General features: G+C 59.1%; 13 protein-coding genes. 8 read left to right on the top strand and 5 right to left on the bottom strand.

Going from position 1 to position 15,147, the window contains the following annotated elements:
* The 3 genes from RMO15_RS23350 to RMO15_RS23340 all read left to right on the top strand — a co-directional run.
* Positions 1–999 (top strand): carbohydrate ABC transporter permease (locus RMO15_RS23350; RefSeq protein ID WP_309718039.1); only part of this gene is annotated, 999 nt, incomplete at its 5' end.
* Positions 1,000–1,008: 9 nt separating this feature from the next.
* On the top strand, positions 1,009–1,686 hold the full coding sequence (locus tag RMO15_RS23345) for a hypothetical protein (RefSeq protein ID WP_309718036.1): 678 nt from the start codon (positions 1,009–1,011) through the stop codon (positions 1,684–1,686).
* Positions 1,687–1,928: 242 nt separating this feature from the next.
* Entirely contained in the window at positions 1,929–2,273 is a 345-nt protein-coding gene (locus RMO15_RS23340) for an ArsR family transcriptional regulator (protein WP_309718033.1), read from the top strand.
* Positions 2,274–2,296: 23 nt separating this feature from the next.
* On the opposite strand, the gene RMO15_RS23335 is transcribed toward RMO15_RS23340, so the two are convergent.
* The 3 genes from RMO15_RS23335 to RMO15_RS23325 form a co-directional block, all read right to left on the bottom strand.
* Positions 2,297–3,322: a Gfo/Idh/MocA family oxidoreductase gene (locus RMO15_RS23335; protein WP_309718028.1), complete on the bottom strand. Its 1,026-nt coding sequence runs from the start codon at positions 3,320–3,322 to the stop codon at positions 2,297–2,299.
* A 15-nt stretch (positions 3,323–3,337) separates the two neighbouring features.
* A complete protein-coding gene (locus tag RMO15_RS23330; protein ID WP_309718023.1) occupies positions 3,338–4,369 on the bottom strand; it encodes a Gfo/Idh/MocA family oxidoreductase in 1,032 nt (343 codons plus the stop codon).
* Between the two features lie 208 nt (positions 4,370–4,577).
* Positions 4,578–6,506 (bottom strand): DUF6785 family protein, encoded by a 1,929-nt coding sequence (locus RMO15_RS23325; RefSeq protein ID WP_309718020.1) that lies wholly within the window; start codon positions 6,504–6,506, stop codon positions 4,578–4,580.
* Positions 6,507–6,600: 94 nt separating this feature from the next.
* Here RMO15_RS23325 and RMO15_RS23320 point away from each other — a divergent pair, with 94 nt between their 5' ends.
* The 5 genes from RMO15_RS23320 to RMO15_RS23300 all read left to right on the top strand — a co-directional run bounded on the left by RMO15_RS23320 (position 6,601) and on the right by RMO15_RS23300 (position 13,150).
* Positions 6,601–6,795, top strand: a complete 195-nt coding sequence (locus tag RMO15_RS23320) for a hypothetical protein (RefSeq protein WP_309718017.1) — start codon at positions 6,601–6,603, stop codon at positions 6,793–6,795.
* Positions 6,792–6,977, top strand: coding sequence for a hypothetical protein (locus tag RMO15_RS23315; protein WP_309718014.1), 186 nt, complete (start codon positions 6,792–6,794; stop codon positions 6,975–6,977). Before RMO15_RS23320 ends, RMO15_RS23315 begins: the two co-directional genes overlap by 4 nt.
* Positions 6,974–9,073, top strand: a complete 2,100-nt coding sequence (locus tag RMO15_RS23310) for a S8 family serine peptidase (protein WP_309718011.1) — start codon at positions 6,974–6,976, stop codon at positions 9,071–9,073. Before RMO15_RS23315 ends, RMO15_RS23310 begins: the two co-directional genes overlap by 4 nt.
* A gap of 63 nt (positions 9,074–9,136) precedes the next feature.
* A complete protein-coding gene (locus RMO15_RS23305; RefSeq protein ID WP_309718008.1) occupies positions 9,137–10,573 on the top strand; it encodes an alpha/beta fold hydrolase in 1,437 nt (478 codons plus the stop codon).
* Positions 10,574–13,150: a hypothetical protein gene (locus RMO15_RS23300; protein WP_309718004.1), complete on the top strand. Its 2,577-nt coding sequence runs from the start codon at positions 10,574–10,576 to the stop codon at positions 13,148–13,150.
* Here RMO15_RS23300 and RMO15_RS23295 read toward each other — a convergent pair.
* A complete protein-coding gene (locus RMO15_RS23295) occupies positions 13,140–14,738 on the bottom strand; it encodes an ABC-F family ATP-binding cassette domain-containing protein (protein ID WP_309718002.1) in 1,599 nt (532 codons plus the stop codon). The two genes, RMO15_RS23300 and RMO15_RS23295, sit on opposite strands and share 11 nt — an antisense overlap.
* Before the next feature lie 125 nt (positions 14,739–14,863).
* Positions 14,864–15,055: a hypothetical protein gene (locus RMO15_RS23290; RefSeq protein ID WP_309717999.1), complete on the bottom strand. Its 192-nt coding sequence runs from the start codon at positions 15,053–15,055 to the stop codon at positions 14,864–14,866.
* Between the last annotated feature and the right edge of the window lie 92 nt (positions 15,056–15,147).

The raw sequence follows: 15,147 nt of genomic DNA, 5'->3' as shown, positions 1-15,147 counted from the left end.
CCGGACACGCCGTGGTTGGTTGGCCTGCAGAAAGTGGCCCCTGTCTCGCTGGGAATTCTCCTGGTGTGGGGCGCGTTCAAGGCAGGCGGGCCGCTCTTTGTGATCGGGCTTGCGGTGCTCGGTGGTCTGATCGCGGGGACGTTTTATATTCCCCGAAAGATTCGCTCGGTGCTTGCCTTTATCGGCATTGCCATCGCGCTCTTTGCCTACCTCTTCCCGCTGGGCTGGATGATCGCCACGTCGCTGAAGCAGTACACCGATGTCAACGCCATGCCGCCCAAGTTCGTCTTCACCCCGACCGGCGCGAACTATGCCGCGATCTTCACCACCGCCGACGGCAAGAAGTTCATGGGGCAGATGGGCAACAGCCTGCTCGTGAGCGTCATCTCAACCGTGATCGCGGTCTTTATGGGGACGCTGGCGGCCTACACCTTCTCGCGCTTTAAGATCAAGGCCAAGGGCGATGCGCTCTTCTTCATCCTCTCGACCCGCATGCTCCCGCCGGTGGTCGTGCTGGTGCCGGTCTACCTGATGTACCAGCTCATCGAGCAGAAAACGGGCATTAAGCTGCTCAACACGCTCTTTGGTCTTGGCCTGCTCTACACCACTGTCGGGGTTGCCTTTGCCACCTGGCTGATGAAAGGCTTCACCGACGATGTCCCGCCGGAGTACGAAGAGGCCGCGCTGCTTGACCGCTACTCTCGCCTGCGCGCGATGCAGAAAACCGTCCTGCCGCTGGTGATTCCGGGCATGGCCACCACGGCTGTCTTTGTCTTCCTTAATGCCTGGAACGAGTATGCCTTTGGCTACTTCCTCTCCGGCCTGGAGCCCCTCACCGCGCCGCCCTCCATCACGGCAGTCATTGGGGGAGGCTCAATCCCCTGGAACGAAGTCGCCGCCCGCGCCATGGTATTTCTCTTGCCTGCTGCAATCTTCACTTTCTTGATGCGCAACCACCTGCTGCGCGGCATGACTTTTGGAGCCATCAAGGGGCGGTAGCAGGCAACTGTGCATCTGGAGCGAGCGACCTGGAAAGAGCTGCCCTCTGTGGCAGAGCTGGCGGCGCTCGCCGTCCAAAAACCAGAGTTATTTCTTTTGGTTTCTGAAAGCGCCAATAAAGAAGACCAAAAAGCTCTGATCGACTCTCTGAGCGCTGCTCTTCCTCATCATCGAGTTTTTGATGCCGGTGTACGGGAGGGCCGTGCACGTGTCACCGTTTTACAAGTGCTTCCCCACTCGGTGATTCTGGAGCATCTAGAGCGCTTCCACAAGGCTGCCTGGGCGTATCGGCAACTAGCAAATAAACTGATGCCTCGTCTTTACGAGAAATTAGGCTTGCTCAGAGACGCCGAACACTGGGGGACGCATCCTCAAACCGGGCAACTCGACGAAAACTGGGCGTATTTTTTTCATGGAGCCCACTGTGCCTTGGGTAACCCCAAAACAGGAGAGTCTGTCGAAGCCTCACTTTGGTTTGGTGGAGAGTTCGGCGTTCTCGATGCTGGCTTTTTAGGACGCTTCATCCAAAAGACACCTGGGTTTGAAGATATTGCTCCATTCGTAATACATGAGTATCATGATGGTTGTCGCATTCTGGAAGTCTTGGAGCAAGACGGACGACTAGCGCGTATCCAAGTAAAAAATCATGAGGGCTTAATTGCTCTGCCTGTCGCGGAGCGACTTTGAGGCCGGAGGCCAGCAGCGAAATTGAAGCCTTTGTCTCTGTTGACGATAGGCTTGGGCACTTCGGGCTTTTAGGAGGGCGCTACGTCACAGGAGCCAGCTCTGAAATATTTCCTGCACTTACTCGCTACCACTGAGATCAGCACCATGCGGCGAATCGGAGTATATGGAGTTTCAAACCTTATTCGCGAAATTGGAGCTACCGTATTTCTTACACGGGAGTTATGATTATAGGAGAAATAATTATGAGCGCTAACATCACCCTCAGCATGAGTACTCTGGAGCAACTCTCTCCTGTCATCCGTATCTTCGCTCACCCGCTTCGCTTGCGGATCTTAGATTTTCTGGAGACCAGCACTACTCCTCAGCGTGTTACAGAGATTGTTGGTGTGTGTGAGGGAGCCCAGCAAGCCATTGTGAGCCAGCAGCTCAAGATCATGCGGGACATGGAAATTCTCGACTCAGAGCGGCGTAAGAACTGTGTCTACTACTCCATCAAAAACGCCGAGGTGCTCTACTTCCTAGACTGCGTTCGCAAGTTTGATCTTAGCAGTGAGTCCTCTTCTCACACCCCCACCACGAAGATCTAGTCGCAGTGGGGGCGTCTATCTTTCTACTCGCCGGGGTACTGTAGCCCAATCTCGGTGCGAACCGCGTCTAGGACACGCATCACGGCGAGCGTGCCATCCAGCGGCAGGATATCGCTCTCGGTCTTGCCCGCACGCAGGCACTCGGCGACATGCATCGCCTCGAACTGGAAGCCCTCGCCCTCGTGCAAAAACTCTAGCGTGTCCGTGTGACCATTGGCCGTTAAGATTAGGCTCTTTGGCCGCCACCAGAACGGGACTTCGATCTTGCCCTTGGTGCCGATAATCGTGGTCACAAACGGGGTAGTCACCTGAATCGAGGTCGTACAGGTCGCCAGCGAGCCGTTCGGGAAGCCCAGCACCACTCCGACGTTCTCGTCCACGCCCGTGCTCCCAAGCTGCCCAAACGCCTTGACGACACTAGGCTCGCCCAGAATCATCATGGCAATATTGATCGGGTAGACCCCCACATCCATCAGCCCCCCGCCGATTAGCTCACGGGAGAAAAGCCGCCCGTTGGGGTTGCCGATAATCAGCTGGTGGTTCTCATCCAGCGAGCCTGCACCATAGCCAAAATCGGAGTAGACTTGCCGCACATGCCCAATCGCGCCCTCGGCGATCAGCTCCCGTACTTTCCCCCAGACCGGGAAGCAGCGGCTCCAGACCCCTTCCATCAGGAACAAGCCCTTCTCCCGCGCCTTGGCCACCAGCTCCTCGGCCTCTTTCAAGTTCACCGTGAAAGGCTTCTCACAGAGCACATGCTTGCCCGCGTTCAGCGCCAGCAGCACTTGCTCACGGTGGAAGTTATGCGGTGTCGCCACATAGACAATGTCAATCTCCGGGTCATTGACCAGCTTGGTGTAGGCATCCGGCCCGGTGTGCTGTGTGTGCACGCCAAACTTCTCGGCGTACTTAGCCGCCTTCTCAGGATCGCGCGAGGCAATTGCCTGAATCTTATGATCGCTCAGCTTGGAGACATCTGCTCCCAAGCGGTTGGCGATCGAACCACAGCCTAAAATGCCCCAGCGTAAGGGCGAAAAATCTTTGGACATATCTGTTGTACTCTTTTACTCCATCGGGTATTTCAGGCCGATTGCGGCCCGTAGGTTATCGAGTGCTCCCATCACAGCGAGGCTGTCAGAGTGGGAGAGAATATCGCTCTCTTTGTACCCCGCACGCAGCCGCTCGGCAAAGTGTATGGCCTCAAACTGGAAGCCGGGCCCCTCAAAGGGCAGCTCGAAGACCTCTGACTCACCGCCTTTGGTTAGAGTGAGCTTACGCGGCGTCCACCAAGGGCCTGCGACTTCTATCTTGCCACTCTCGCCAAGGAGTGTCACATCGGAGGGAGTGCTGACCTGAAACGACGTGCTGGTGACGGCGACCGCGCCACTCGGGAAGTGCAGGAGCATCCCCACGTTTTCGTCCACGCCGGTGTGCCCGAGCGTCCCCAGACATGCCACTTGATCCGGATCGCCGAGCAGCATCTGCGCTAGGCTCACGGGGTAGATGCCGACATCCATGATCGCCCCACCACCGAGCGCCGGGTTGAAGAGCCGCGCCTCGGGGTTCAGGCCCACCAGCTTGCCGTCCTCCCCCACATTGGACGGGCTCGCGCCGCAGCGAAAACCAAAGTCGGCGTAGAGCATCCGGGGCTTGCCAATCGCGCCCTCGGCCAGGAGCGCACGCACTTTATCCCAGACCGGAAAGAAGCGGCTCCACATGCCCTCCATCAGAAATAGGCCCGTCTCTTTGGCAACGGCTACCACGGCCTCCGCCTCGGCTTTGTTGATCGTGAAAGGCTTCTCGCAGAGCACGTGCTTGCCGCTCTTGAGAGCTAAAATGCTGTGCTCTTTGTGGAAAGTATGCGGCGTGGCGACATAGATCGCGTCTACTTCGGGATCGTTGCACAGAGCTTCGTAGCTAGCGTGGCGGTTTGGGATGCCATGCTTATCGGCAAACGCAGCAACTTTCTCCGGGCTACGTGAGCCTGCGGCGACGACTTTTTGATCTTCGAGTAGCGCGATGGACTCGGTGAAGCGGTTAGCGATGCTTCCAGGGCCGAGAATGCCCCAGCGCAGGGGCGTGTATTGGTTTGACATAGCCTCTCAAGGATACCCCGCACGGCGGCCCTACGTCAATGTGCCGCCCCATGAATGAGGCGTCTGGGTGGCGTCGTTCCTCCGCCGTAAAGCCCGTGCCGGGCTACAATCCAACGGATTCCCCAGCCCGGCACGGGCTTTGCAGCCGCAGGCTACTGAGACGCCCCATTCATGGGGCGGCGTTGATGTGGGGTGGTGTTGGAGTGGTCTACTGGTCCCAGCTCATCTTGCCGTTGATCGAGATGGAGTAGGTCATCTGGCGCTCGTTGAGCATGGAGAATCCGGCCCAGATCAGCTCGGCCATGAACTCACCGACGATTAAACCAAGGGCGATCTGGCGGAGCTGGCTGTAGCCCTTGAGGCCGTAGAAGCGCTGGACGAAGACTTTCACGATCAAGACGATCAAGAGCCCGAACCAGTAGTAGTCCACCCCGAAGTTCATCGCCAGCGCGTAGCCTGCCGGGTGGAGCCAGAAGCCAGGGATGCGGAAGCGGATGAAGTCCAGGAGCATCACGGTCGTAAAACCACCCAGCACGGCGAGCATGGCGGTAGGGTTGGGCGGGCGTGGAGTGCTCAGAATATTGCTCACAAAGCCGCCCAGCTCGCCGGAGACCCAGCTCACGGGGGTGTAGTGGTAGCCAAAGTAGATGTGGGTCAGAAAGCCCGCCACTGTGCCCAAGGGAATCGCCAGAAAGAGCGCCAGAAACATCCCTTTGGCCGAGAGCTTGCCCCGGTCCGCGAGATAGAGCCCTTCCATAAGCGACGGCATGGTGTGCGTCCGATGAATCCGGTTCATGAAGTGAAACGTCGCAAGTGTGCGTGTGAGCAGCTCGTTGGAGAGCCCGGCGCTGCCATGAAAGTCTAAAATAAGCTGGTGTGGCCCCATAAACGCCATCTCGTGGGTGGGAGCGCCCAGCGCGGCTCGCAGGCGCGTGACGGCCACACTGAAGGCCAGAAAGAGGCCAACATAGAGTAGTACAAAGAGCAGAGGCAGTCCGATTCCCACCCCAATGGCTGCCGTGCCGGCAATACAGACCAGCATCAAGACAAACAGAAAGCGCGGCGGCAGGCCCGGATTCTCGCCCGTGTCTTTTTCCCCAGAGCTAATCTGCGCCCAGAGCATCTTTAAGTGGGGCCGCGCCAGCCAGAGTGCACTGACAAAGAGCCCGATAAACGCGCCCCAGCTCTGCTCCGAGAAATACGGTGGGCTGGGTGTCAGGCCGCCGCCCCCAAAGACTCCCTGCTCGTTGCCGATACTGTAGGCGATAATCTGCTGGGCCTTTCGCACAAAAAAGAACACGAGCAGCGAGAAGAGCAAGTCGGTGGGCATCAGGAAGCCCAGCGCGGAGAGATAGGGGAAGATCCCCACGGGAGTCCAGCCGGTCTGGTTCCACGGCGGCGAGACAAATGCCTTGTTGAAATCCCCCAGAAAGCGAATGTTGAAGTGCGGGAGCTGCGGGTAGAGAAACGAGAAGCCGTTGAGCATGTCAATGGCAAAGACCACGGCAAAGCTGCCCCAGAACAGCTTATTCTTCCAGAGCGGTGTCTGCCCCGGCCCCGCTTCTTCCGTCAGGGCGATCGGGAGCTGAACCAGAGGAAACGCCAGGCGCTCTTTGTGGACCCACTGGTCTTTGAGCAACGCACTGATACAGAGCATCGCCGTGGTGATCAGTGTCAGAAGCAGAGTCCACGCCCCGATCTTGGGCCACCACATCGGGAGCTGCGAGAGAAAGAACCCGAAGGTCTTGCCCCCCTCCCCAAACTCCTTGAGCGGCGCGGGGTCGCGGAAGAAGAACCAGTCGGGAAGATAGGGAAGGATATAGGTGCCATAGCGTGGGTTGTTGGGCGAGAACACCGCAAAGCCGTACATCGAGGGCGCGACCATGTCCATCCACTCGCCGCTCATCGCGCAGGCAATGGTGAGCATGGCATAGACCACCGCGATCTCCCGTCCGTTCAGCGCAAGCTTTGGGAACGCTTTTCGCACGGGCAGGTTGAGTAGTGCTAGAAGAATTGTGAGTGCGAGCGGCGGCACCATGAGCGAGAAGATTCGGTCTATGACCTGATCCTGCGCCCAGTAGCAACACACGGGTATTAAGAGCAGTCCGATCAAAAGTGGGCGAAGAAGGGCTAACATGGTCTATAATTTCTCCTACGGTGCAACCATAATCCTGCCGACATCGTCTTTAGTAACAGACATTCCCTCGCGTTGCGGGGGCCAGGGGGCTTTTATGATCTCGGATGAACTGAAGAAACTGATTGATGACTGGGTGAAACGTGAGGGGCGCAATGAGTTTGGCGACCCCAAGGACACCCACTACGCAGGCGGCAACCCGCTCTTCGACGAGCGCTCGCCGGGCCTCAAAGACCGCTATGAGTATATTTTGGAGCGCAACCCGAAACTGAAAGAGGAGCTTGAGAAATGAAATCCCCAAAGTCCCACGCGGGGGGCAACCCCAAGTTTGATGAACGTGCGCCCGAAGTGAACCAAGACCGACAAGTTGTCGGTGTCAGCCCGCACTTTGACGAAACCAAAGCCCCGCTCCGCCTTGTCACACCTATCGCCAAAAAGAAATCTCTACCGATTCGGAGGATCAACCCATCATGACAAAATCTCTGAGAAATACCCTCGCCACCCTAGGCATCGCCGTCGCCGTCGGAGCCACCGCCGTCCCCATGCTCTCCGTCTGGACACAGAAAGAGAGCTACGAGCCCATCGCCTACCCGACACAGATCAGCAACTCGGCAAAGTGGCCGATGGTTCTGGTGGACTTCAACGACGGCACTAGCGACGCCGATATTCAGGCGTTTGCCGCGCAGTATGGCCTGAAGCTCGCCCCGAACTCCATCGAGGCCAAAGACAACCGACTCTACCGCGTGATTGAGGGCAAGGCCGATCTCAACGCACTCCGCAACGACTCCCACGTCCAAGCCGCAGAACCCGAGATTCAGTTTCATCTGGAGCAAACTGCTGGTGCTTCTGCCGCCTTCCGAGTCACCGATCCAACCGTCGAAACCACAACGATGACCGATCCGACGGTTCATGAGGAGCTTCAAGTAGGTTGGAGTTCTCTTGAAATCCATGAAGCTACAAAGAAGCAAGTGCAAGCAACTGGCAAGCGTTTGCTCTACCTCAAGGGTTCTGTTCCTACTTTCCAAGAAGCGCCTAACGAGGATCTGATGCTACGCAGTAGCATTGCCAACATCTCTGATCAAGCCAGACGATACCGTCAAACGGGTGTCATTGATCCACCTACTGTTTGCACGTTTTCGGCAACGCAAGATGCTTTAGGAGACTTAGAGCAGCGTGCTCAGAGCTACCGCGAAGCAGTTATCGCAGAAGCGCGAAAACAAGATGCCGAGGCGGCGCAGCCGTCTGGTACTCGGCCAAACGATCCGATGTACGACAAGCAGTGGAACTTCCGTATGATTGATACGGAAGGGGCCTGGGAGCGCACTCGGGGTAAGGGTGCGGTCGTTGCGGTGATTGACACGGGCGTGACGCAGGCGCGGGACTTTAAGCAGACTGCGTTCACGGCGGGCTACAACTTCGTGAGCAAGACCACCAACGCCGACGACGACCACGGGCACGGAACCCACGTGGCGGGGACGATTGCCGAGTCCACCAACAACAACGAGGGTGTGGCCGGGATCGCGTTTGAGGCGACCATCATGCCGCTGAAAGTGCTCTCTGCCGAGGGATCGGGCAATAGCGCCGATATCGCCGATGCCATTCGCTTCGCTGCCGACAAGGGCGCGAACATCATCAACATGAGCCTCGGCTCCATGTACCCCTCCGACGTGATCCACGAGGCCTGCAAGTACGCTCGCAAGAAGGGCGTCACGATTGTCTGCGCCGCGGGCAATAGCTTCCGTGAGGGCGTGGGCTACCCCGCCGCCTTCCCCGAGTGCATCGCGGTCTCGTCGGTGGGGCCCAGTGGGATGCTCTCCAAGTTCTCCTCGTGGGGTAAGCAAGTGGCACTCGCGGCGCCGGGTGGCGACATGATTGACTCCCGCAACCCCGATGATGGCATCTTGCAGAACTCCGTTCTGGGCGGGCAAGACGACTACTTCGCCTTCCAGGGAACGTCGATGGCCTCGCCCCATGTGGCGGGAGCTGCTGCGCTGGCCTACAGCCAGGGCACCAAAGACCCGGCCAAGATCCTGGATCTGCTCAAGAAGACCGCGAGCAAGCCCAAGGAGAACAATGTCAAAAAGTACGGCGCGGGCATTCTGAATGTCGGCAAGCTGACGGCCAAGGCCGAGGCGGAGAACGGCTGGAAGCTGCGCAACACACTTGCAATTGCTTTTGCCGGTCTGCTTCTCGCCTTTGGTGGCCCGCTGGGTCGGCGCAATGTCCTGCTGCGTGCCACCACTGGAGCCGCGATTGCTGGGGGCTTCTTCCTCCCCGACGCTGTGACAAACTTCGTCGGCGCAGACTCGGCGTGGAACTTACTCAGCTTCTCCGCACTGGCTCCCGCGCTGCTCGTCTGGATGCTCCGCAAAGGCCCCGGCCTGAAAGTAGCCTCGGGTGCGGCGCTGGGCTTTGGCGTCAATCTCTTCGCCAACTGGAACAACGCCACGATCCCCTTCACCACGGCGACGTTTGGAGCCAGTGCCCTACCTTGGACGCTGACCAATATGGCGGTCGCTCTTGGACTGGCGGTTGGTAGCGCCTTCTGGGCCGCCAAGCGCCTGCGGTAATCTTCGCAGAATCCCCCCGCCGAGTCCGGCGGGGGGATTTTTTTATGCTACAAAGAGAGCACTATGAAGTCTGTCTTAATTCTCACCCTTATTGCGGCTTGTGCCCCGGTTTCACTGGCACTAGCACAGAAGCCCAAACCCAAGCCGAAAACTCAGCCAAAGCCCCAAGCGACAGCCCCTAAGTCGGTGCCTATGACAGGGATCTACGAAGGGGCGATCACGCTGCCCAACACGCTCAAGCTCCGCATGGTCTTTCGCTTCGACGGCAAAGGGGCAGGCACCTGGGACAGCCCGGATCAGGGCGCACGAGATCTCAAGCTGGCAAGTGGGACCGCGACAGGCTCGCGGGTCACCGTCACCTGCGCCACGCCGTCCTGGAAGTTCACGGGGCAGCTCTCTCCCGATAAAAACAGCCTAACGGGTAACTTTGAGCAGGGGGGACTCTCGATGGCGATGAGCCTCAAGAAAGTGGCACAGGTCTCGGCGCTACGCCGTCCGCAGACTCCTAAGCCGCCGTTTCCCTACAAGACCACCGAGGTGAGCATAGCAAACGCAGCCGAGGCCGGTGTCACGCTGGCGGGGACGCTCACCGTGCCGCCGGGCGCGGGGCCGTTTCCGTGTGTGGTCTTTATCTCGGGCTCGGGCCAGCAAGACCGCGACTCGACGATCTTTGAGCACCGCTCTTTTGCCGTGCTCGCCGACGATCTGGCGCGGCGGGGGATTGCAAGCCTGCGCTGCGACGACCGCATGGCGGGCAAGTCCAAAGGCGACCTGACCAAGGCCACCAGCGCGAGCTTTGCCACCGATACCGAGGCCCAAGTGGCGTTTCTCAAGACCCGCCCGGAGATCCATCCCCAAAAAATTGGGCTGATTGGCCACAGCGAGGGTGGGCTGATCGCGCCCATGCTCGCCGCCAAGCCCGCAAACCAGATTGCCTTTATGGTCTTGCTCGCAGGCACCGGGGTCTCCGGTGACCAGGTGCTGATCGAGCAGGGAGTCGCGGTGGTCAAAGCATCGGGCATGGGCGAGGCCGTGGCGGCAGCGGCTCGTGCCAACCAGGAGAAGCTCATTCCCATTGCCAAGGCCGAGGCCGACCCGGAAAAAGCGCTGGAGGCGATGGCAAAGGCGCTTGGATTGGGCGGGGCCGCTGCGCTGCCGGACTCCGCGCGGGGTGAGCTGATGCAGCTCACCAACCCCTGGATGCATTTTTTCCTGATCTACGACCCCGCCCCCACGCTCGCCAAAGTGACCTGCCCCGTGCTGGCCCTCAACGGCGACAAAGACACCCAGGTGCTGGTAGGGCAGAACCTTCCCGTGATCGAGAGACACCTGAAAGACGCGGGCAATAAAGAAGTTACAGCGCTCTCGCTCCCCGGTCTCAACCATCTTTTTCAGCACACCAAGACCGGCTCTCCCAGCGAGTACAGCCAAATCGAGGAGACTTTCTCCCCGGATGCCATCAAGACCATCGGCGAGTGGATCGTCGCCCGGACAAAGTAAGTGATTTTTGCGCTGGTTTTTGCCATCCCGCAGCCACCTGTGGATACCCTCGCGGCGGCGCTGGAGCGGCTCTATTGGAACGCGGCGACGCGGGGGCCATTGCTGATCGTCGCGCCCGAGTGCTACACGCCGCTTCGCAAGCCCGACGAGCCACCACCCGATATTTTTCGTTTCTCCCAAGGCGGTGAGCCCGCCGATGACGAAGAGCCTAGCAATGCGACGCCTGCCACGATAAGCTTGCCAGCGGGGCCACTGAACCCAACCGTGTTCTTTCCTCGCTTTGGTCTCCAGACGATCAGGCTCAGCGGCCTGACTGTGGCAGAGCCCACGAAGATGCACGTGCCTCAGACGATGTCCTTGAACGACGCACAGCAGGAGGAGCTTGCCAATCCCTACGACACTCTCATGCGGTTTCTGGCAACCCTCACCGAGAGCCAGTGGAAGGCTATTGGCAGTGCCGAAGGACTTGGAGTGGGCCTGCTAGAGAACAAAGCGCAGAAAAAGCTTTTCCAGCAGCTTCTCCCTGCCCGTGCCAATGTCTTTTTTCCCACCGAGCCGAACTTTCCCAAAGACGACGAGCATCCTGCTCGCCTTCCTGCCAGTGCCCTCGCCGATCCGCACCTGCGAATCTACCAGAGCCTCAGTCTCACGGCCTTTACCTCGGGTGGAGAGGCGAATACATTTTCTCTCCGCGACCGGGAAAACACCGACCCAGAAGGCAAGCGTCGCCGAACCGTGCTTCTCTCCCCCGAGAAAGATCTCCCCGATGAGGCACTAGAGCCCTTTGGTCTCGCACCTACCCGTCTCAAACCCACCCAGCTCGATCCGGCAAGCGCTACACTCGATGCTGCCATCTCTCTGGAGGGCGCGACGACGGTGGGGGAGCTGGTGGGACGTATTGCCCGTGCAACCCGGCTCAACCTGCTCTGTGACAAGCGCGTGGCGGGGCGCAGTGTGGCAATTCGCGGACGAGGGATGGTGCGTGCGGGAACGGTGCTGGCGGGGCTCTGCCGGGGCTTGCAGGGAGCTGTCCGCAAGCTCGACAGTACCTACTTGCTCACGGCGCAAGTGGCGACCAATATCGAGATCAACGAAACGGTACAGCTCGCCAGTGATGGTATCAATAAACAAATGAGCCAGCGCTACGTAGCAGAGGCCGCGGAGGCACTCCAGGCGCGTGGGCGGCTCATCCGTAGCCGTGCCACCGAGAATATCCCCCGCGATAGCCGCAGCCTCGCCTCCGACGCGCTCTGGAAGCTCGGGGGGAAGCTCCAGCGCCCCAGTGACTACGAAGACGAAGGGAATCAGCCTGAGTCGGTGCCGCTGGCGAGCTTGCCGTCGTTTTTTCAACAGCAGGTACAGACGAGCTACCAGAAGCGCCGTACGGAGTCGGAGAAGTTCGGTGAGCCAACTCGCCCTGCTCCCACTCAGGTCGGCGCGAAGGTCTATCTTTTTGGGGAGGCACTCCTCCCCAATCTTCGTGCTCGTGCTACCCTTGGCATTCTCCCGCTAAATTTGGTACACCCGGACACTCCCCTTCCGGAGCCGCCTCCGCCCGTGCGCTGGCCTAAAACGGGAATCCGTGGCTGGTATGTTCCGCTCCCGGCAGACGATAAAGAAAGCGAGGCGCTGATCACGCTGGCAAAAGCCTGCCAGGTCACCGAGCTTCGGATCGCGCTCCCGCCTGGTACGGACTCGGAGAAGCGCCTCGCACTGCTGGCAGTGAAACTCAAAGCCGCAAAGCTTTCGCTCGTGCCGGTTCTCTGCCCCTTTGAAGCAGCCACGGCGGAGACGAAACGCGATATAGACTTACTGGGGCGCACGGCAAAAGAGTGGAGTCGTACCCCTGTGGCTGCGGCAGCCTCAGCATTTGAGCCCCTCACGCTCCGCGACTACGCCGAGCCCGAGGCAATAGACCTCGCGGCTTTCACCGCTCACTGCCGACGTCTTGCCTCTCTTCCTGGAGTTACGGCACTGGCACTCGCCGAGCTTGCCCCGCCCGGCTACGGCTCCGAGACGGCATCCTGGTCGGGAGGGGGGCAACGAGCTGAGCGGCTTGCCTTCCTCAAGAAAGAGAAGATTGACCCCGCCGATGTGGAGCAAGAGGACGATACGAGTGCTCCGGAAGAGCAGAGTCGCTGGTGGACGCGCAAGGAGGCCCGCCGCGATACCTTTCTTGTCCGTCTCGATACGGCACTCAAAACTGCTCAGCTTCCTGTGCCGATCTCAGCGGAGGGAAGATTCGGTTGGGAGCGCTGGCGACCTGGTATGCTGAAGTCGCAAGGGAACTCGGAGGAGCAATCAGGCCCCTCGCCCGCAGCCTATCCACTCCTCATGGCCATTGGCCTGGATGCTAGTCCGTGGAAACCGTCCAACGATGATTCCACTGCCTTTCTGGATGAAAATGGGCAGCAGCGCGTTTGGCTTCAGAAAAGCATGAACCTCGTGAGCAACCCCAGCAAAGAGATTCACTACGATGGTATCGTCCTAGACATCTCCGACTTGCCTCTGATACAGGGCCTAAAATTACTGGAGAGCGCCTTTGCTCCCCAAGCCCCAGTGACCATCACACGTTGACGCGTTTGATGCGCTCGGTGGCGGGGTCGAGAACCATGGTGAACTGACCGTCGGACATGTCGAAGATGCCGGTGGCGACCGTGTCAATCAGAAGCTGGTCGTGGCTCGACATGAGAATTGTACCCTCAAACTTCTTCAGCGCCTCGATCAGCACTTCTCGGGCGAGCGGGTCGAGGTGGTTGGTCGGCTCATCCAGAAGATAGAAATTCGCGGGGCGCAGCAGAAACTTGGCCAGCGCCACGCGGGCGCGTTCGCCGCCGGAGAGAACCCCGATTTTCTTAAACGGAGCATCGTCGCCACGGAACTGCAAGCGAGCAAGCAGGCCACGAGCAAGCTCCTCCATCTTGGGATCAATCCCCGCCAGCGTCTCCTCAAAGACTGTGTTGTTGGGAGAGAGTGCTTCGGCCTGGTGCTGAGCAAAGTAGCCAATCTCAGTCTTGGGGTTGACCACGATCTTGCCACTCGTGGGCTGCTCGATCCCGGCCACGAGCTTTAAAAGCGTGGACTTACCCGCGCCATTGGGGCCGGTGAGGGCGATCTTGTCTTGGCGCACCAGTGGCAGCGTGATGCCATTTAGCACGGTCTTATCGCCGTAGCGCTTGACCACGTCCTCGATACTGATCGGCTCCGGCGCTTCACGTGGCGGCTCTGGGAACTGGAGATAGATGGTCTTGGGGCGCTCCTTGGGCTTGGGCAGCATGTCTATCTTTTCGAGCTGCTTCTGGCGGCTCTCCACCATTCCTGCCTTCGACTTATTCCCACGCCAGCGCTGGACGAACTCTTTCCAGTCCGCGATCTCACGCTGCTGGGCATCGTAGGCCTTGAGCTCGCGCTGGTAGCGCTCATCGTCAAGGCGGATATAGTCGTCGTAGTTGCCCTTGAACTTATTGACCTCCATGTCCTTAACCTCCCAGATCTCTTCGCTGGTGAGATTGAGAAACTCCACTTCGTGGGAGATGCAGATCACCGTTCCGGGATAGCTGGGAATGTAGTCGTACATCAACCAGAACTTGGCCTCGGTGTCTAGGTGGTTGGTCGGCTCGTCGAGAAAGAGATAGTCGGGCTCTTGCAAAAGCAGCTTGGCCATCGCGATTCGCATCTGCCAGCCCCCGGAGTAGGTGTCGGTGAGGCGATCAACCGCTCCCAGCTCAAAGCGCAACCCCGAGAGAACACGGCCAATGCGAGCGTCCATAGAGCGCGTCTCCAGCTTGGTCATGTCCTCGGTGGCTTTATCCAGTGCAGCGATATCGGATTTTGTGATATCCCCTTCCCCGATAGCCTGCGAGGCGGCGATCAGGCGCGCCTCGATAGCATCCATGTCCGGGAAGACGGAGCGCATCTCCTCGCCCACAGTCACCCCAAGGCGGCACTGAGACTCCTGGTTGAGGTAGCCGACGGTGGAGCCGTGCCGGTGCACCACTCCCTTGTCCGCTTCCTCTAGCCCAGCTAGAATCTTAATGAGGGTGGACTTGCCCTGCCCGTTGAGTCCCACAACCCCAATGCGGTCGCGGTCTCCGAGCTGAAGCGTGATGTCTTTGAGCACGTCCTGTGGCCCAAACGATTTGTAAATTTTTTCGGCGGTCAACATAATAAAAACCCGCAGATTGTATCGCGCCGGAGGGGGTTTTCGCTAATGAAGGAATTTTGTGATGGCTCTCCCCCGGTGCTCCGCGCGACCCCCTCCCAATAATGGGAGAGGGTTGAGTGGGGTGTTTACTTCCCTTCGCGGGTGCCGCCTGCCATTTCGTACTCACTACTGTCTTTACCGTAGGCAAGGCCGACGGCAGTCAGCAGGCGAGTGTCGTACTTACGAAGCGCCTTTTCGGAAGCCTGTACTTCATTAAGTAGGCGATCTGCTTCGGCGAGGATACCATTGTACTGCTCCAGCAAGCTCTGGAGCGCCATTTACTTACTTTCTGCTTCGGTGATCGTAAGCCCCGACGGAAGCTGTGTAGAGCCAAGGAATTTTTTAATACCCGCAGAGCGCAATCGTGAAC

It is taken from the genome of Armatimonas sp., assembly GCF_031410135.1.
Taxonomy (GTDB): Bacteria; Armatimonadota; Armatimonadia; order Armatimonadales; family Armatimonadaceae; genus Armatimonas.
The sequence above is the reverse complement of the archived record's forward strand: the minus strand, read 5'-3'. Positions and strand labels throughout refer to the sequence as shown.